Here is a 15,750-nt window from a genome sequence, read left to right on the forward strand (position 1 = left end):
CCATGCCCTATACCTACGAGACAGACGGCGCGGCGATCTATGCCGAGAGCTTCGCGACGATCCGGGCGGAGGCCGACCTCGCACGCTTTGCCCCGGACGAGGAACAGGTCGCCGTCCGCATGATCCATGCGGCGGGCATGGTGGGGCTGGAAGCGCATGTGCGGTTTTCCCCCGACATGGTCGGAGCAGCACGTGCGGCGCTCGAGGCGGGCGCGCCGATCCTCTGCGATGCGCGCATGGTCAGCGAAGGGGTGACACGCAAGCGGCTGCCTGCGGTGAACGAGGTGATCTGCACGCTTCAGGACGCCTCGGTGCCCGAACTGGCCGCAAGGATGGGCACCACCCGCTCCGCCGCGGCGCTGGAATTGTGGCGCCCGCATCTGGCTGGAGGCCTCGTCGCCATCGGCAATGCGCCGACGGCGCTGTTCCACCTGCTGGAGATGCTGGAAGACCCGGACTGCCCCCGCCCGGCAGCGATCATCGGTTGCCCCGTGGGCTTCGTCGGTGCGGCGGAATCGAAGGCCGCCCTGTGGGAGGCGCAGCCCGCGCCCTGCCTGATCGTTGAGGGGCGCCTCGGCGGCAGCGCGATCACAGTCGCCGCCATCAACGCCATCGCGAGCCGCGCGGAATGAGCGCCGGTACGATCCATGGCGTCGGCCTCGGCCCCGGCGACCCCGACCTGATGAGTGTCCGCGCGCACCGGCTGGTGCGCGGCGCGACCCATGTCGCCTATTTCCGCAAGGCCGGTCGCCCGGGCCGCGCGCGGACCATTGTGGAGGGGATGCTGCGCGCCGACGCCGTCGAGATCGCGATGGAGTACCCGGTAACCACGGAAATCCCGCTGGACGATCCCGCCTATGCCGAGTGCCTGTCCGGCTTCTATGCCGAGGTGTCGGTGCGTCTGCGTGACATCGCCCGGTCCGGCGCGGACGTGGTCGTCCTCTGCGAGGGCGATCCGTTCTTCTACGGCTCCTTCATGCATCTCTACACGCGGTTGAGGGACGATGTTCCGGTGCGTGTCGTGCCCGCGATCACCGGGATGTCCGCGGCCTGGACTGCGACCGGCATCCCCGTGACCTGGGGCGACGACGTGCTGACGGTGCTCCTGGGAACGATGCCGCAATCGGTTCTCGCGCGGCACATGGCCGACGCCGATGCCATCGTCGTTATGAAGGTCGGTCGCAACCTGCCGAAAGTACGTGACGCGCTGGAAACGGCAGGGAAGCTCGAGCGCGCATGGCTCGTGGAATGCGCGAGCATGGCCGAGGAACGGGCCGTTCCGCTGGCCGAGGCTGGGGATCGCGCGTCGCCTTACTTCTCCATCGTGATCGTTCACGGACAGGGGCGGCGTCCATGACCGGATGGCTGGTCATCGCGGGGTTGGGGCCGGGAGACGACGCGTTGATCACGCCCGAGGTCACGCAGGCCCTGGCCGAGGCGACGGATGTCGTGGGCTACGCGCCTTACGTTCGTCGCGTTCCCGGCCGCCGTGGGCTTCAGCGCCACGAGACGGACAATCGCGAGGAGCTGGACCGCGCGCAGCATGCCCTGAAGATGGCCCACGAGGGGCGGCGTGTCGTGGTAGTGAGTTCCGGCGATCCCGGCGTTTTCGCCATGGCCGCGGCGGTGTTCGAGGCCGTGGAGGGCGGCCCGCGCAGCTGGCGAGGTCTCGAAATCCGGGTGCTCCCCGGCATCACCGCGATGCTTGCCGCCGCCGCACGCGTGGGCGCACCGCTCGGTCACGATTTCTGCGCGATCAACCTCAGCGACAATCTGAAGCCCCAGGCGCTGATCGAGGCACGGCTGCGCCATGCCGTCGAGGCCGATTTCGCGATCGCGCTCTACAATCCGAGGTCGAAGGCGCGACCCGACGGCATGAGTCTTGCGCTGAAACTGCTCAGAAGCATCTGTGAGCCGTCCCGCGTGGTCGTTTTCGCAAGGGCGGTCTCGACGCCGAAGGAGCACCTCCGCGTCGTCCGCCTTGCGGACGCATCCCCGAACATGGCCGATATGCGCACCGTCGTCCTGATCGGGTCGTCGGCGACGCGCATCATTGAGCGCGATGGCGCGCCCTTCGTCTACACGCCGAGGTCGGTTCCGGAATGAGCGAGCCAGTCGAAGACCTGCGCCACATCATGGACCTCGAGGCGGGCTGGCGGCGTCGGCCGGTCGATCATGATGACCGGCAGCCCAAGCGCTCGCGCCGCGGCGATCTTGGCGTAGGCCCCGGTTCCGCCTGCGTTTTTCGAAACAACGATCTCGATTCCGTGCCGTTCCATCAGGGCGCGGTCCGCCGCCTCCTCGAAGGGGCCACGGTCGACAAGCACCTCCGCGTCAGGAAAGGGCAGCGGCCCTTTCGGCGGATCAACCAGCCGCAGGAGGTAGCGATGCTGCGGGTTGGGCGCGAAGTCTGCCAGATGCATCCGTCCCACAGCCAACATGACGGTTGCGCGCGGCCGATCGAGCGCCAACACCGCGCCCGGGATGTCTGTCACGTGCTGCCACCGGTCGCCGGGACCGGCCTGCCATTCGGGCCGCGTGAGGGCAAGAAGCGGCACGCCGGCCCGTGCGCAGGCGGCGACGGCGTTGCGGCTCATCTGCACCGCAAACGGGTGTGTCGCGTCGATCACATGGGTAATGCTTGCCTTGCGCAGGAAGCATATCAGGCCGTCGACCCCGCCGAAGCCACCGATCCGCTGCGGCAGAGGCTGTCGCAGGGGCCGCTCGACCCGTCCGGCGAAAGACACGACGCCGTTCAGCCCGCGCTCGGCCGCCACCCGGGCGAGCGCCGTCGCCTCGGACGTCCCGGCGAGGATCAGGAGGTTCGGCTCCATGGCTGAGGCTCCGTCGAAGACTGCATGGCTCACCATCGTGGGCCTCGGCGAAGATGGACCGGACGGCCTGCCGCCCGCAAGCCGGCGTGCGCTCGATCAGGCCGAGGTGGTCATGGGCGCGAAACGGCACCTCGCCTTGCTGCCGGGCCTGAAGGCCGACACCGTCGAATGGCCCGTGCCCTTCGCCGACGGTCTGCCGATCCTGCGTGGGTATCGAGGCCGCCCCGTCGTGGTGCTCGCCTCGGGCGATCCGTTCTGGTTCGGCGCGGGCGCGGTGATCGCGCGTGACCTCGACGCATGCGAATGGCGCGCGCTTCCGGGGCCGTCCACGTTTTCGCTCGCCGCCGCGCGGCTCGGCTGGCCGCTCGAGCGCACGCTGTGTCTCGGCCTCCACGCTGCGCCGCTCACGCGCTTGAGGCCGCATCTTGCCCCGGGCCTGCGTGCCATCGTGCTGTTACGCGACGGAGAGGCCGTGCCGGCCCTCGCCGCCTACCTGCGTGACGAGGGCTTCGGAGACACCCGGATGACGGTGATGGAGGCGCTCGGCGGTCAGCTTGAGCGCATCACCGTTTTGACCGCCGAAACTCCGCCCGGCGACGCCTTCGCCCATCCTGTTGCCGTGGCGCTGGAGGTTGAGGGCGATGGCCTCTGCCTGCCCGTCGCGTCCGGAATCGACGACGGTTTCTTCGACACCGATGGCCAGATCACCAAGCGCCCTGTCCGCGCGCTGGCCCTGTCGGCGCTGGCTCCGCGCCCCTACGAGACCTTGTGGGACATCGGCGGCGGTTCGGGCACCATCGCCATCGAGTGGCTCTTGTCACATCCCACGACCGAGGCTGTCAGCATCGAGCTGCGCGCCGACCGCGCCGACCGCATCCGTGCCAATGCCGACCGGCTGGCGGTGGACCGGCTGCGCGTCATCGAGGGGCAGGCACCGGGCGCGCTCGAGGGCTTCGCCGCCCCGCAGGCCGTCTTCATCGGTGGCGGGCTCAGCGACGCGTTGCTGACAGATCTGACGGAGCGCCTCCCACCCGGCACACGCCTTGTCGCCCATGCGGTGACGCTGGAGTCAGAGGGGTTGCTGGCCGCCTGGTCGGAGCGGCTCGGCGGGTCACTCCTGCGCATCGAGTTGTCCGAGGCCGGGGCGCTCGGGGCCAGGCGCGGCTGGAAGGCGGCCTATCCGGTGGTGCAATGGCGGGTGGTCCTGTGATCGTGGCGGGCTTTGGGTTCCGTGCGGCGGCGACGGTCGACAGTCTTGCCGATGCCTTGGCGCGAACCGGGGCTGCGGGCAGCGTGGCAGCGCTCGCCACGCTCGAGGACAAGGCGCGAGGCGAGGCCTTCCGCACCTTCGCTGCGGCCCTGTCCCTGCCGGTCCATCCGGTTGACGCCAAGACGCTTGCGCGGCAGGAGACCTTGACGCGCTCGGACGCTTCCAGGATCGCACGCGGCACCGGAAGTGTGGCGGAGGCGTCGGCGCTAGCCGCAGCAGGGCAAGGCGCGAAGCTGATGGCAAAGCGGGTGATCTCGGGCGACGGCCTGGCCACCTGTGCACTGGCGGAAAGGGACGGACCATGACAGTGCATTTCATCGGCGCCGGACCGGGCGCCCCCGACCTTCTGACGCTGCGTGGCCGCGACCTGATCGCACGCTGCCCGGTCTGCCTCTATGCCGGGTCGCTGGTGCCCGAGGCGGTGCTGGCCCATTGCCCGGACGGCGCGCGGATCGTGAACACGGCACCGATGGACCTGGAAGCGATCATGGCCGAGATCGCGGTGGCGCAGGACGCGGGCCATGATGTCGCGCGGCTCCATTCGGGCGATCTGTCGGTCTGGTCGGCCATGGGCGAACAGCTGCGCCGCCTCGAGACGATGGGCATTCCCTACACCGTCACCCCGGGTGTGCCGTCCTTCGCCGCGGCCGCGGCCGCTCTTGGCGCCGAACTGACGCTGCCGGGCGTGGCGCAATCAGTGGTCCTGACGCGAACGCCGGGCCGCGCGTCGTCGATGCCACCGGGCGAAACGCTTGCCGCGTTCGGGGCGACGGGGGCGACGCTGGCCATCCACCTCTCGATCCAGAACCTCGCGCGCGTGGTTGCCGATCTGACCCCGCATCTCGGAGCGGACTGCCCCGTGGCGATCATCTGGCGCGCCAGTTGGCCCGAAGAGCGGATCGTGCGGGGGACGCTTGGCACCATCGAGGCCGCGATGCCCGAGGGGATCGAGCGGACCGCGCTGATCCTCGCGGGTCCGGCACTCGGCGCGTCGGAGTTCGGCGAAAGCCGCCTCTACGCCGCGGATTATGACCGGCGCTACCGCCCGCAACGCGCCGACAGCCCATGGGCAGAGTGGAGCGAGGGCGATGACTGACACGGTGTCCAACGGCGGGGCCTTCCCCCCTGGGCTGCTCGTCTCGGCCCCGGCTTCGGGCACGGGCAAGACGACCGTGATGCTGGGCCTTCTCCGTGCACTCTCCGACGACGGGCTGACCGTACAGCCCTTCAAGTCCGGCCCCGACTACATCGACCCCGCCTTCCATCGGGCCGCCACAGGGCGCGCATCGTTCAACCTCGATACCTGGGCGATGGGGGAGGCGCTCTTCGCGACCATCGCTGCGCAGGCCTGTGGCACGGACATCTGCGTGGCGGAAGGGAGCATGGGCCTTTTCGATGGTGTCGCGACGCGGGGGCGCAGCGGCTTCGGGTCGAGCGCCGAGACTGCGCGAAGGATGGCTTGGCCGGTGGTGTTGGTCCTCGACGTCGGCGGACAGGCGCAGTCGGCGGCGGCCACCGCGCTCGGCTTCGCCCGCTATGACGAGGGCCTGCCCTTCGCGGGCGTGATCCTGAACCGCGTTGCGAGCCCCAGGCACGAACGGCTCACCCGCCTCGGGATGGAGCGCGCGGGCCTGCCCGTTCTTGGTGCGTTGCCCCGGCGGGGTGATCTGACCCTGCCCGAGCGTCATCTGGGCCTCGTGCAGGCGGTGGAACATCCGGACCTCGACGCCGCCATCGCGGGCTACGCGGCCTTCCTGCGAGCGCATGTCGATCTTTCGGCGATCCGGGCTGCCGCGCGCGGAACCGCGGCGGGCGGCGCGGGTTCGCTTCCCAAGCCACCCGCGCAGCGCATCGCGCTGGCGCAGGACGCGGCGTTTTCCTTCACCTACCCGCATCTTCTGGAGGGTTGGCGGGCCGCAGGGGCTGAAATCCTGCCCTTTTCGCCTCTGGGCGACGAGCCGCCCGATCCATCCGCCGATCTGGTCTGGCTTCCCGGAGGTTACCCCGAGCTTCATGCCGGGCGTCTCTCCGCAGCGGCGCGATTCCGCGATGGGCTGCGGCGGCACGCCGAAACGCGCCCCGTTCATGGCGAGTGCGGGGGATACATGGCGCTTGGCCAGGTGCTGATCGACAAGGACGGGGTCCGACACGAGATGGCGGGCCTTCTGGGCCTCGTCACATCCTACGAGAAACGCAAGTTTCACCTCGGTTATCGCCGCGCCGTCCTGCGCGCCCCCATGCCGGGGCAGACGGCGGGCGCTGCACTGCGCGGCCACGAGTTCCACTACTCTACCATCCTCGAGCAACCCGACGAGGCGCTGGCGGACGTGGCCGATGCCGATGGCAACCCGGTGCCCGAGACCGGATCGCGGCGCGGACACGTGACCGGCACCTTCTTTCACCTCATCGCGGGCGAAGACACATGACCGGGTTCGTGAGCTTCGTGGGCTCTGGCCCCGGCGATCCGGAGCTTCTGACGCTGAAGGCGCTCGATCGGCTCAAGCACGCCGATGCGGTGCTTTACGACGACCTTTCGGCCGGTCCGATCCTGTCCCATGCGCGCCCGGGCGCGGACCTCGTGAGCGTCGGAAAGCGGGCCGGGCGACCCTCGCCCAAGCAGCATCACGTCAGCCGCCTCCTCGTGGACTACGCGCAAGGTGGTGGGCGGATCGTGCGGCTGAAATCCGGCGATGGCGGGCTCTTCGGGCGGCTGGAGGAGGAACTCGTGGCCTTGCACGAGGCCGGCATTCCCTACGAGATCGTGCCGGGCGTGGCCTCGCCCCTCGCTGCCGCCGCTGCCGCGGGCATCCCGCTGACCCGCCGCCTGACCGCGCGGCGCGTACAGTTCGTGACCGGGCACGATGTGGATGGGCGCCTGCCCGAAGACCTGAACCTCGACGCGCTGGCCGACCCTTTGGCCTGCACCGTGGTCTTCATGGGCAAGCGCACCTTCGCGGCCCTCGCCGAGGCGCTGATCGCGCGCGGCCTGCCGGGGGACACCTCGGCGCTGCTGGCCGAGGCGGTCGGCAAGCCCGAACAGGTGCTGTCGCGCGGCACCGTCTCCACGCTTGCGGCACGGCTGGCGGCCGATCCGGGGCCGTTGCCCGCGCTGATCTTCTACGGCTCGCTGGCCGAGATCGGAGGCGAGGGTGCATGAGCTTTGGCTCATTGGGATCGGCACGGGCAATCCGGCCCATGTGACACTCGAAGGGCAGGCCGCTCTGCGGGAGGCCGCGCTGGTGATGGTGCCGCGCAAGGGGCCCGACAAGGCGGACCTCGCCGAGCTGCGTCACGAGATCCTGCGGGCCTCCGGCAGCACCGCACCCGTCGCGGAATTCGACATGCCGGTGCGCGACGAAAGCCTGCCCTATGCCGAGCGGGTCGCCCGCTGGCATGACGAAATCGCCCGGATCTGGGCCGAGACGATCGCCGCCCATCATCCGGCGGGGCCGGTCGCGCTCATGGTCTGGGGCGATCCGGGACTTTACGACTCGACGCTCAGGATCGCGGATCGTTTGACCCCGCACCCGCGCCTGCGCGTGGTGCCGGGGATCACGTCGCTGCAGGCGCTGACGGCGGCCCACGCGATTCCGTTCAACACGGTGAACGGCGCCGTGACGGTCACGACGGGCCGTCGCCTGCGCGATCACGGCTGGCCCGAGGAGGCCGAGACCATTGCCGTCCTGCTCGATGGCGAGTGCAGCTTCCGGCACCTCCCACCGCACGGCCTGCACATCTGGTGGGGCGGATTCCTCGGCATGCCTGAGCAGGTGCTCGACGCCGGGCCGCTGGCCGAGGCCGGGCCGCGCATCGTTGCAAGACGCGCCGAGGCTCGCGCGCGGCACGGCTGGATCATGGATACCTACCTGATCCGTCGCCGGTGAGCGTGGGCGAGATGATGCAGCTCTGACCAGGGAACAGGGAGCCGATGACCGCAATGAACGCGGCCGGGACCCATGTTTGGCAGACGACAAGCGTCTCTGGCCACGCTCGCCGATAATCACTACCGATGATCTTGTCGCCGGCACGGTCGGGAATCATGTCCTTCGTTCCGATCCACCTCCACATCTGCAGAAGCTGCAGCAGTCAGGATTTGACTATCCTCCGCGCGGCGATTACGCCCGGTGGGCTTGCCGCTCGGGTGCTCGTTTCGGAACAGGATTGCATGAACGGATGCGCCCGCCCCGTATCATTGGCGCTGCAATCGCCCGAGCGCGCGACCTATTTCTTCGGGGGGGTGGACCTCGAGGCAGACGTCGCCGACATCGTCGCCACGCTGCGTGCCTACCTTGACGCCCCGAAGGGCTGGATCGAGGATGCCCGGCCCTGCGGCCGACTGCGCGTGCCTCGTGGGGCGCGTGCCGGCGCTCTAGTTGGCGATCGTGACGGTTTCGGAGAGCGGCCGCCCATTCACGCCGAGGAGCCGGTGATCGTTGGCGTTGAGCGTGACCTCGACTGTCACGTCGCCCTCCGGCAGGTTGTCGAGGTGCACCCAGGGCCCGTAGAACCGGCCGAGCTTCACGCCATCGATGTAGACATGGGCATGCCCTTCTCCGGGGATGTGGGCAAGGCTGGCGTTCCGGGGCGAGAAGGCGAAGTTCTCCGTCACCATGTGGAGGTTCCAGCCGGAAGAGGGGTCGGGCGTGAGATGCAGGTCGAGCGTAGGCGCCGAGGCTTCGGCAGGCAGGTTCAGCATCGCGCCGTGGTCATGAACGTCAGAGCCGGTGTGGCCTTCGTGATGGGCGTTGTCGGCATGATCGTGGCCGTCGAGGGTTATGCCGTTCGACGCCGCGACGGCGAAGCCGATGCATCCGCCGAAGACGAGCCCGATGAGCAGGAGAGGTATGGATCGGTCCATGATGATATCCGAAGGGATGGTTCGGGCGCACCCAGTGGCCGCCCGAACCGTCTCGAAGCACGGTTTGCTCAGGCGGTCTGCGTCTGGCGAGCCGTGGCGGCCTCGCGCGACCAGAAATAGCCCGCGAACCCACCGAGCATCACCCAGGCCGCCATCCCTACGCCATAGGCGCGAGCGGCGAAGAGCGCCCCGATCTCCGTCGGAACCGGGCCGGTAAAGACGTCAGGTTCGGGCGCGCCGACGACATGCGGTGCCAGAAGCAGCACGATCGCTGCCCCCCAGGCCGCCCAGTTCCGCCCGAACGCGATCAGCCACATGGCGATAGCCGCGGCGAGCACCGTCGCGAACCACCACGCCTGCCGTGCATAGACGTCGGCGGCCGCCACGCCGGGCACTTCGGGCGCCAGCGTGAAGCCCGGCGCGAAATGCGCGGCCACGAAGCCGAGGAGGCCCCAGATCAGACCGGTCCTCGCGTTGATCGTTGCCCCCCGGTTTTCGGCCGCGGCCATCAGGGCCACGAGGATCATCGCATAGCCCGCATAGACCAGCATCGTGAAACCGATGCTGAGAATGTCGCGCACTGCGTCGAAGCCCGGCAGGTCCGGATGCGCCGAGTTGGTGGATTCGGTTCCGAAATGGACGAGATCGCCACCCTCGTAGAGTTCGGCATGGAGCAGCACGGGCTGCACGAAATAAAGCTGCAACAGGGCGGCAATCAGCCCGGCGGCAGCGCCAGCAAACAGGGCGCTGGTCAGAAGACGCGTGAACACGGGCTCAGTGACAGGGAAAGCCGGTGGCGTGGCGCACGTCATGCGCCGCGTCGTGAAGCGTTTCGGCCTGCACATGGCCGGTGACGAAGATGATGCTGAGGCCGATCAGCGCGACGGCGACAAGCGCGCCGATCCCCGATCCTGTCGATGCCTGTGCATTGGTGACGTTCCGCGTGTTCAATTTTCCCTCCTTGCCTTCACACCCGAAGGCCTTGTGGATTTCGTTCAGGACCGGCAGGTCTCCTGGCTCGCGGTTCGCCGCCCTGGCTGGCCTTCCCGGATCACTCCAGTGGCATCGTCAGCCGGACTCGCCGCTCACAGTTGCGGGGACAGCCGCGGGTTCGGTGCCATCTGGCACCCCACCGCGTTCCCTCTTGCCTCCGCCCCAAGACGGGGTGGAACCGATCACGCATCCTTCGTGCGCCAGAATCGCGGAACGGTCAATGGCAAGGCTGCGGAACTACCTCTTGGTGGTTCGCCCGGATACGCCTTCGTCGAGTTCGTCCTGAGCATCTGCTAGCGCCCTGTACCGGACGCTGGCCTTTGGCACCGCCTCAACTCTCTCAGAGTGCGACAATGTGGTTGTCCCACGCACAATCTGCCCGGGCGAGCGGTGTAGGAACTGTGGTGCTGATCGAGATAAGCCCGCCCAGCCCGTCGCTTGCAAGATAGCCGCGGTCCATTGGCGCAAGGCCGCAGACATCCGCTCGAGATAGGGCCGCAAGGAAGACGCCATCGTCGGAGAACCTGTGCACCCGGCCGCCCCGGGGCGAGGTGATAGCGATCTCGCTGCCATCGCCGCTGAATGCGACACTGCCGGCATAGCCCTGCATCGCGAGTTCATCGGCGATCGGCGCTTCCGCCAGAAGCGGGGCGTTGCCCATGCGGTGCAATCCGAGCAGCGGAGTTGCGCTGCCGGGCTCGCCTTCCCTTTGCATCGCGAAGCCGACGAGGCCGTCGTGCCGCACCGCAAGGTGGCGGATGGAGTTCTGACGAAGGTCGTCCTCCAGTTCGACCTGCTCCCGGGTCGATCCCGATAGCGAGAGATATGTCAGGTTCGGTCTCATCGCCGGAACGTTCAGCTTGCGACGATCGGTCGGGTCCGTGGCGATGCCGCCATTGGCGACGACCAGCGTGTCACCGTCGGGCATCAGGCGCAGGTCATGGGGGCCGATCCCGCCGCTGGGGAATTCATCGTAACGGGTATAGCCACCGGCTGCGTCCCAGACACCAATGACACCCTCGCTGGTATCGCTAGGTGTTCAGTCCCGGCATCTGGTGGATCGGATTGAGGATGAATCTGTCCGGCTCTGATGTCCAGATCTTGCAGATGTATTCGTAGGGGGTGAGCCCGTTGAGGGTCTTGAGTCTGCGTGCGAAGTTGTAGGCGGCCATAAAGTCGCTGAGGTGCGTGCGCAGCTGATCGTGGCTGTCATAGTGGAAGCGCTTAACGGTGGCGTCCTTGATCGTGCGGTTCATGCGCTCGACCTGACCATTGGTCCAGGGATGGTTGGGCTTGGTCAGCCGGTGCTCGATGCCGTTTGCCTCGCAGATCATGTCGAAGCGCATCGGCCGAGAGTAGATGGTATTCCGATTCCGGGGCTGCTCTGCGAACTGGATTCCCCTCGCCATTGTCTCTCGGACCAATGGCGTTCCAATGGCTCGATCGGTGAGAATGGTATGGACTTGGTAGGGCACGGCTTCGAGCAGGTGCTGAAGGAACTCCCAGGCTGTTTTTCTGTCGGCCTTCTCGACGAGTTGGGTCACGGCGAACTTGCTCGTCCGGTCGATGCCAACGAACAAATATAACTTGCCTTCAGCGGTTTGCACCTCGGCGATATCGATATGGAAGAACCCTATGGGGTAGCGTTTGAACTTCGACCGCTTCGGCTTGTCGCCTTCCATATCAGGCAAGCGCGAGATGCCATGTCGCTGCAGACAGCGATGCAGCGCAGATCGCGTCAGGTGGGGGATCGAAGGCTGCAGAGCGTAAAGGCAATCGTCCAGTGGCAGCAGTGTATGGCGCCGGAATGCAACGACCATTGCCTCCTCAGCCTCGGTCAGCACGGTAGATCGAGGCTCAGAAGGCCCCGTCTTCATATCCTCGACCGTCGCGCGCTTGCGCCACTTCGCAACGGTCTTGGGATTGATACCCAACTCACGGCTCAACTGCGCGAGCGAAGCTTGCGATCGCTGTATTGCTGCTCGGACAGCGTGCGTGGTCGTGGCGCTGCCATGACGAATTTGTCCCAAAGGGCGTCCTTCCATTCCAGAGAAAGGATCGCACCATCAAACCGTGGGATCAAACACCTATCGTGGCTGGGTCAGTTCTCAGTGACATCCAACAAACATGGATACAAGCAGTACCGGGGATGTCTTGGCGGCACGCCTCCCGGACTTGTGCCTGCCCCCATGCGGGGCGGCCGGCGATCTCGTTTTAGTATGGCTTCTCGCCGATTCAAGACCTGCGCGGCGTTCGCGACTGTATGTCTGCCGATGTCCGCGTCTCGCGTTTCGCCTCGCCACTGCTTCATAGCGTGGCCAGGATCACCAGCATCAGGAGAAGTGCTCCGCTTATCGACCATCGCGACAACAGGCGCTCCGCCCGCGACGCCCATTCACCCGCCACGCGGTCGAGCATGAGACGCTTTTCGGGAAGCCTGAGCGCGGCGATCCAATGCGGCCGTGCCGGAATCATCGACAGTAGGCGTGCACCGGTGTCAGTGGTCGGAATGAGCAGGTCGCCTTCGGGAATACCTGGAGCACCCAGCCGTGCGACCGCCACCAAGGCGCCAACGACACCGGCCGCCGCCGCCGGCCAGAAGGCGGACAGAAGGCTGTCCGGCGCGAGCGGATAGGCGGCCGGCAGGCCGGTGACGCCTGTGAACAGCAACCATGGCACGATCAGGCCCGCCGCCACGGTCGCCAGCCATGGAACGAGCAGGCCGGCTGCCGGTCGCGCGTCAGGCTCGTGGCTGCCGGTCGCGGCGACCTTGAGCATGAAGCGAAGCATCAGCATTGCGGTGCCGACGGCAGAGAGCGTGAACAGGAGTTCCGCCGCGCCGCCGCCGAGAGGTGGCTTTGCGCCGAGCTTGGCCAGCGTCCCGCCGGTGAGCGGCAGACCGGCGAGCGACAGCGCGGGTAGGGTGAGCGTCGCCAGCACTGGCACGAGCGACCGCTTCCCGCTCGCGCCCACGACGCCGACGCCCATGAACAGCGCGCCCTTGGCGAGACCGTGATGAAGGGCGTAGAAGCTCGCCGAGGCGAGCGCGATTTCTGGCGAGCCCTGTTGGAGTGCCGTCGCCAGCACGGCAACCACGAGACCCATCTGGCTGACGGTCGAATAGGCGAGCACCGTCTTTGGGTTCTGCGCGTCAAGCTGAAGATCTTCGGCGGCAGCCCGTGACCGCGGCCTATCCCCATTCATCAGTCCGCAGTGACCCGCCCTCGAGGCGGGTTTTTCGTTTTCGGAGGACCCCATGACCACGACATTCCATCGCCATTGGCGCGAAGTTCCGGAGAGCGCATGGCGCTGGCCGAACTTCAGCCCGGCCGAGATCGCCTGCCGGGGCACCGGCAAGCTGCTCGTCAACGATCCCGCGCTCGACAAGCTGCAGGCCCTGCGCGATCGGTTGGGCAAACCGCTGATCGTCCGCTCGGCCTATCGCAGCCCCGAGCACAATCGTGCGGTGGGTGGGGCCAGGGCGTCAAAGCACATGGACGGCACGGCGTTTGATATCGCCATGTCGAACCACGACCCGGTGGCCTTCGAGGCCGCGGCGCGCGAGGTGGGGTTCCTCGGCTTCGGCTTCTATCCGCGCTCGGGGTTCATCCATGTCGACCTCGGGCCTGCGCGTCAGTGGGGCGAGCGCTTCCCGGTCCGGGAGACTGCCTTCGCCGAAGAATCGCCACCAGCGCGCGAAGTGCTGGCCGACAGCCGCACCATGAAGGGTGGCGGGGCGGCCGGAGTGGCGACGCTGGGCGCGGCGGGCGTCGAGGTGGCGCAGAGCGTCCTCGCCGAGACCCCGACCGCGATCCTGCCGCTCGTGCCGTATCTCGATGCGCTCCGCTGGGTATTCATCGCCGTCGCGCTCGGGGGGATCGCGGTCACCATCTATGCCCGCCTCGACGACTGGCGCCGGGGGCGGCGGTGATCGGCGGGCTGCTCACCGGGATCGCCACGCGCCCATGGATGCGGGCGGCGCTGCGCTACGGCGCCATCGTGGTCGCTGTGCTCCTGTTCCTGCTCGCGCTTCGGCGGTCCGGCGAGCGCGCGGGCCGCCTCGCTGAACGCCTTGAAACCACGGAGAAGGCCAATGACGTCCAACGACGGATGCTGGAGGCTGCGGCGCGCCGTCCTCGCGATCGGGACGAGCTTGTTGAGCGGCTGCGCGACGGTCGGTTTTGAGGCAGGTGGCGTGTCGGCATGTCCGCCGGTCGTCGAATACAGCCGCGAGTTTCAGGCCCGCGCGGCAGGCGAACTGGCGCAGCTCCCAGAGCCGGCGGCGATCGCTATCATGCTGACCGACTATGCGGTTCTGCGTGCACAGAGTCGCACCTGCTGACCCGATCTCGCGGCGCCCTCAGTATGAGCGCCCCAACTGCATGATGGCTATCAGCATCAGAACCGCCCCCGTCACTCCGAGCGTGAGGCGCGCAAGCCAACCCAAGGTCGGGGTGAGGCGCGCGAGCGCGCTGCCAAGACCGACTCTTGCGGCCACCGCCAGTGCCGCCACGCTCGCCAGCACGGCGGCAACGCCGATCAGCATCATGAACGCGAAGGCCAGCCCGGCCTCCGGAACGCCTCGAGCGCTCGCAAACGTCATCACGAACAAGGTCAGCGGACACGTGATCAACCCGGCCACTACGCCGAACGCGGCGCCCTCGTGATGGCTATGGGCAGCGTGTCCCCGGATGGCGGCAATGAGAAGCCAGAGGACGACCATTCCGATCAGGCCTCGACTCAGATCTTCCAGGACCCGCGCTCGTCCGACTTCGCCGAAGGCCAGCGAAACCACAGGCAAAGCGAGAAGGACCACGAGGACGGAGATCGCGATATGCGTGGCTGAGAGGATGACAGCGGTCCCGACGCCCCTAGACAGGCTGGCGCCGCTTCCGGCAACGAACAAGGACAGCACGGTCTTCGAGTGTCCGGGCGTAAGTGCATGCGCCGCGCCGAATGCAATGCCGAAGGGCAGGAAGCCGGCCAGTGCCGACCAGTCCCCGGTCTCGGCGAAAGCGCGGAGCATGACGGCGAGCTCGGCCGAGATCTCGCGTTGCACCGAGACCAGCCATCCCCACAGGCTGAAAAGAATTCCCAAGCTCTCTGAAAGCATGGCGCAATCTATCCCGCATCGGGTATTGGTGACAGTCGATGGGCGGCCCGTTGTTCGCCCATGACCGGTGCGACGGGAATTGACACCGCATGCGTCTTGCGAGATTCTCTTTTCATGGGGATCCGCGATCTCCCCACGAGGCGACAGCCGAAGCTCGCGTTCCACCTCAACCTTGATTTCAAGGAGGAACGCAGATGCCTGCGCCCGACGCCATCCCTGCCGACAAGCTCGCCAAGCTGATCGGTACGCCCCGTTGCCCGACCCTGCTCGATGTCCGCGCCGAGGCCGCCCGCGCCGCCGATCCGCGACTCGTTCCCGCCGCCCGGCCGCTCGACGAGGCGGAGATCACTCCCGATGCCTTGGCGCGGCTTTCGGTGGGCCTGAACGACCCGGTCGTCGTCATTTGTGCCGAAGGGCACAGGCGCAGTCAGGGCGTCGCCGCCGTGCTGCGGAGTGCGCACATACCAGCCGAGTATCTGGAAGGCGGACAGGCCGCCTGGAATACTGCGGGGCTTCCACTTGTCGATCCGGGCAAGCTCTCCGCACGCGACGCCGAGGGTCGAACGGTCTGGGTGACGCGCTCCCGCCCCAAGATCGATCGGATCGCCTGCCCCTGGCTGATCCGCCGCTTCGTCGACCCCCGCGCGATGTTTCTCTACGTCGCCCCGGCTCTGTTGCACAA

General features: G+C 67.6%; 19 protein-coding genes, 2 pseudogenes and 1 riboswitch. Of the genes and pseudogenes, 13 read left to right on the top strand and 8 right to left on the bottom strand.

Annotation, left to right across the window (positions count from 1 at the left end):
• Positions 1-2 precede the first annotated feature (2 nt).
• The 3 genes from K2Y56_RS23300 to cobJ are packed head-to-tail and all read left to right on the top strand — an operon-like array spanning position 3 to position 2,106.
• Positions 3-632, top strand: a complete 630-nt coding sequence (locus K2Y56_RS23300; RefSeq protein ID WP_292513502.1) for a precorrin-8X methylmutase — start codon at positions 3-5, stop codon at positions 630-632.
• Positions 629-1,357 (top strand): precorrin-2 C(20)-methyltransferase, encoded by a 729-nt coding sequence (locus K2Y56_RS23305; RefSeq protein WP_292513505.1) that lies wholly within the window; start codon positions 629-631, stop codon positions 1,355-1,357. Before K2Y56_RS23300 ends, K2Y56_RS23305 begins: the two co-directional genes overlap by 4 nt.
• Positions 1,354-2,106, top strand: coding sequence for a precorrin-3B C(17)-methyltransferase (gene cobJ, locus K2Y56_RS23310; RefSeq protein WP_292513508.1), 753 nt, complete (start codon positions 1,354-1,356; stop codon positions 2,104-2,106). The genes K2Y56_RS23305 and cobJ overlap by 4 nt, the downstream gene beginning before the upstream one ends.
• On the opposite strand, the gene K2Y56_RS23315 is transcribed toward cobJ, so the two are convergent.
• Positions 2,079-2,834, bottom strand: coding sequence for a cobalt-precorrin-6A reductase (locus K2Y56_RS23315; RefSeq protein WP_292513513.1), 756 nt, complete (start codon positions 2,832-2,834; stop codon positions 2,079-2,081). The genes cobJ and K2Y56_RS23315 overlap by 28 nt on opposite strands.
• Between K2Y56_RS23315 and cbiE the strand changes: the two genes are divergently transcribed.
• From cbiE to K2Y56_RS26620, 7 genes and pseudogenes are all read left to right on the top strand, one after another.
• Positions 2,833-4,044, top strand: a complete 1,212-nt coding sequence (gene cbiE / locus K2Y56_RS23320) for a precorrin-6y C5,15-methyltransferase (decarboxylating) subunit CbiE (protein WP_292513516.1) — start codon at positions 2,833-2,835, stop codon at positions 4,042-4,044. The genes K2Y56_RS23315 and cbiE overlap by 2 nt on opposite strands.
• The gene (locus K2Y56_RS23325) at positions 4,026-4,409 is read left to right on the top strand and encodes a cobalamin biosynthesis protein (RefSeq protein ID WP_292513519.1); all 384 of its coding nucleotides are present in this window, start codon (positions 4,026-4,028) and stop codon (positions 4,407-4,409) included. Before cbiE ends, K2Y56_RS23325 begins: the two co-directional genes overlap by 19 nt.
• On the top strand, positions 4,406-5,200 hold the full coding sequence (cobM, locus tag K2Y56_RS23330) for a precorrin-4 C(11)-methyltransferase (RefSeq protein ID WP_292513522.1): 795 nt from the start codon (positions 4,406-4,408) through the stop codon (positions 5,198-5,200). Before K2Y56_RS23325 ends, cobM begins: the two co-directional genes overlap by 4 nt.
• A complete protein-coding gene (locus K2Y56_RS23335) occupies positions 5,193-6,530 on the top strand; it encodes a cobyrinate a,c-diamide synthase (RefSeq protein ID WP_292513525.1) in 1,338 nt (445 codons plus the stop codon). The genes cobM and K2Y56_RS23335 overlap by 8 nt, the downstream gene beginning before the upstream one ends.
• Positions 6,527-7,261 carry a uroporphyrinogen-III C-methyltransferase gene (gene cobA, locus K2Y56_RS23340; protein WP_292513528.1) on the top strand — a complete coding sequence of 245 codons (735 nt, stop codon included), beginning with the start codon at positions 6,527-6,529 and terminating at the stop codon, positions 7,259-7,261. The genes K2Y56_RS23335 and cobA overlap by 4 nt, the downstream gene beginning before the upstream one ends.
• Entirely contained in the window at positions 7,254-7,988 is a 735-nt protein-coding gene (gene cobF, locus K2Y56_RS23345; RefSeq protein ID WP_292513531.1) for a precorrin-6A synthase (deacetylating), read from the top strand. Before cobA ends, cobF begins: the two co-directional genes overlap by 8 nt.
• Before the next feature lie 155 nt (positions 7,989-8,143).
• Positions 8,144-8,437 (top strand): annotated as a pseudogene (locus tag K2Y56_RS26620) (DUF1636 family protein); the annotation flags it as partial.
• Between the two features lie 36 nt (positions 8,438-8,473).
• Here the strand turns inward: K2Y56_RS26620 and K2Y56_RS23350 are convergent.
• From K2Y56_RS23350 to K2Y56_RS23375, 6 genes and pseudogenes are all read right to left on the bottom strand, one after another.
• Positions 8,474-8,962, bottom strand: coding sequence for a hypothetical protein (locus K2Y56_RS23350; protein WP_292513534.1), 489 nt, complete (start codon positions 8,960-8,962; stop codon positions 8,474-8,476).
• A gap of 68 nt (positions 8,963-9,030) precedes the next feature.
• Complete coding sequence (locus K2Y56_RS23355) at positions 9,031-9,732, bottom strand: CbtA family protein (protein WP_292513536.1); 702 nt, start codon at positions 9,730-9,732, stop codon at positions 9,031-9,033.
• Between the two features lie 4 nt (positions 9,733-9,736).
• Positions 9,737-9,913 (bottom strand): CbtB domain-containing protein, encoded by a 177-nt coding sequence (locus tag K2Y56_RS23360; protein WP_292513539.1) that lies wholly within the window; start codon positions 9,911-9,913, stop codon positions 9,737-9,739.
• A 34-nt stretch (positions 9,914-9,947) separates the two neighbouring features.
• Positions 9,948-10,153: riboswitch (cobalamin riboswitch) on the bottom strand.
• A gap of 142 nt (positions 10,154-10,295) precedes the next feature.
• A pseudogene (locus tag K2Y56_RS23365) lies at positions 10,296-10,973 on the bottom strand (DUF1513 domain-containing protein); the annotation flags it as partial.
• 13 nt (positions 10,974-10,986) lie between these two features.
• Positions 10,987-11,985: an IS481 family transposase gene (locus K2Y56_RS23370; protein WP_292513556.1), complete on the bottom strand. Its 999-nt coding sequence runs from the start codon at positions 11,983-11,985 to the stop codon at positions 10,987-10,989.
• Between the two features lie 277 nt (positions 11,986-12,262).
• Positions 12,263-13,087, bottom strand: coding sequence for a proton-conducting transporter membrane subunit (locus K2Y56_RS23375; protein WP_292513541.1), 825 nt, complete (start codon positions 13,085-13,087; stop codon positions 12,263-12,265).
• A gap of 124 nt (positions 13,088-13,211) precedes the next feature.
• Here K2Y56_RS23375 and K2Y56_RS23380 point away from each other — a divergent pair, with 124 nt between their 5' ends.
• A complete protein-coding gene (locus K2Y56_RS23380; protein ID WP_292513544.1) occupies positions 13,212-13,886 on the top strand; it encodes a D-Ala-D-Ala carboxypeptidase family metallohydrolase in 675 nt (224 codons plus the stop codon).
• Entirely contained in the window at positions 13,883-14,140 is a 258-nt protein-coding gene (locus tag K2Y56_RS23385; protein WP_292513546.1) for a hypothetical protein, read from the top strand. The genes K2Y56_RS23380 and K2Y56_RS23385 overlap by 4 nt, the downstream gene beginning before the upstream one ends.
• A gap of 175 nt (positions 14,141-14,315) precedes the next feature.
• Here the strand turns inward: K2Y56_RS23385 and K2Y56_RS23390 are convergent, their stop codons facing one another.
• Positions 14,316-15,068, bottom strand: a complete 753-nt coding sequence (locus tag K2Y56_RS23390; RefSeq protein ID WP_292513549.1) for an ABC transporter permease — start codon at positions 15,066-15,068, stop codon at positions 14,316-14,318.
• Positions 15,069-15,262: 194 nt separating this feature from the next.
• Between K2Y56_RS23390 and K2Y56_RS23395 the strand changes: the two genes are divergently transcribed.
• Positions 15,263-15,750: chromate resistance protein ChrB domain-containing protein (locus tag K2Y56_RS23395; RefSeq protein WP_292513553.1), on the top strand; the 488-nt coding region annotated here is incomplete at its 3' end.

It is taken from the genome of Methylobacterium sp., from assembly GCF_019745455.1.
Taxonomy (GTDB): Bacteria; Pseudomonadota; Alphaproteobacteria; order Rhizobiales; family Beijerinckiaceae; genus Methylobacterium.

Bases quoted from the DNA above. Each gene is read 5' to 3' on its own strand.
- K2Y56_RS23390 (WP_292513549.1), bottom strand. From the start codon at position 15,068: ATGCTTTCAGAGAGCTTGGGAATTCTTTTCAGCCTGTGGGGATGGCTG.
- K2Y56_RS23305 (WP_292513505.1), top strand. From the start codon at position 629: ATGAGCGCCGGTACGATCCATGGCGTCGGCCTCGGCCCCGGCGACCCC.
- K2Y56_RS23325 (WP_292513519.1), top strand. From the start codon at position 4,026: ATGGCGGGTGGTCCTGTGATCGTGGCGGGCTTTGGGTTCCGTGCGGCG.
- cobM (WP_292513522.1), top strand. From the start codon at position 4,406: ATGACAGTGCATTTCATCGGCGCCGGACCGGGCGCCCCCGACCTTCTG.
- cobA (WP_292513528.1), top strand. From the start codon at position 6,527: ATGACCGGGTTCGTGAGCTTCGTGGGCTCTGGCCCCGGCGATCCGGAG.
- K2Y56_RS23335 (WP_292513525.1), top strand. From the start codon at position 5,193: ATGACTGACACGGTGTCCAACGGCGGGGCCTTCCCCCCTGGGCTGCTC.
- K2Y56_RS23350 (WP_292513534.1), bottom strand. From the start codon at position 8,962: ATGGACCGATCCATACCTCTCCTGCTCATCGGGCTCGTCTTCGGCGGA.
- K2Y56_RS23315 (WP_292513513.1), bottom strand. From the start codon at position 2,834: ATGGAGCCGAACCTCCTGATCCTCGCCGGGACGTCCGAGGCGACGGCG.
- cbiE (WP_292513516.1), top strand. From the start codon at position 2,833: ATGGCTGAGGCTCCGTCGAAGACTGCATGGCTCACCATCGTGGGCCTC.
- K2Y56_RS23380 (WP_292513544.1), top strand. From the start codon at position 13,212: ATGACCACGACATTCCATCGCCATTGGCGCGAAGTTCCGGAGAGCGCA.
- cobJ (WP_292513508.1), top strand. From the start codon at position 1,354: ATGACCGGATGGCTGGTCATCGCGGGGTTGGGGCCGGGAGACGACGCG.
- K2Y56_RS23300 (WP_292513502.1), top strand. From the start codon at position 3: ATGCCCTATACCTACGAGACAGACGGCGCGGCGATCTATGCCGAGAGC.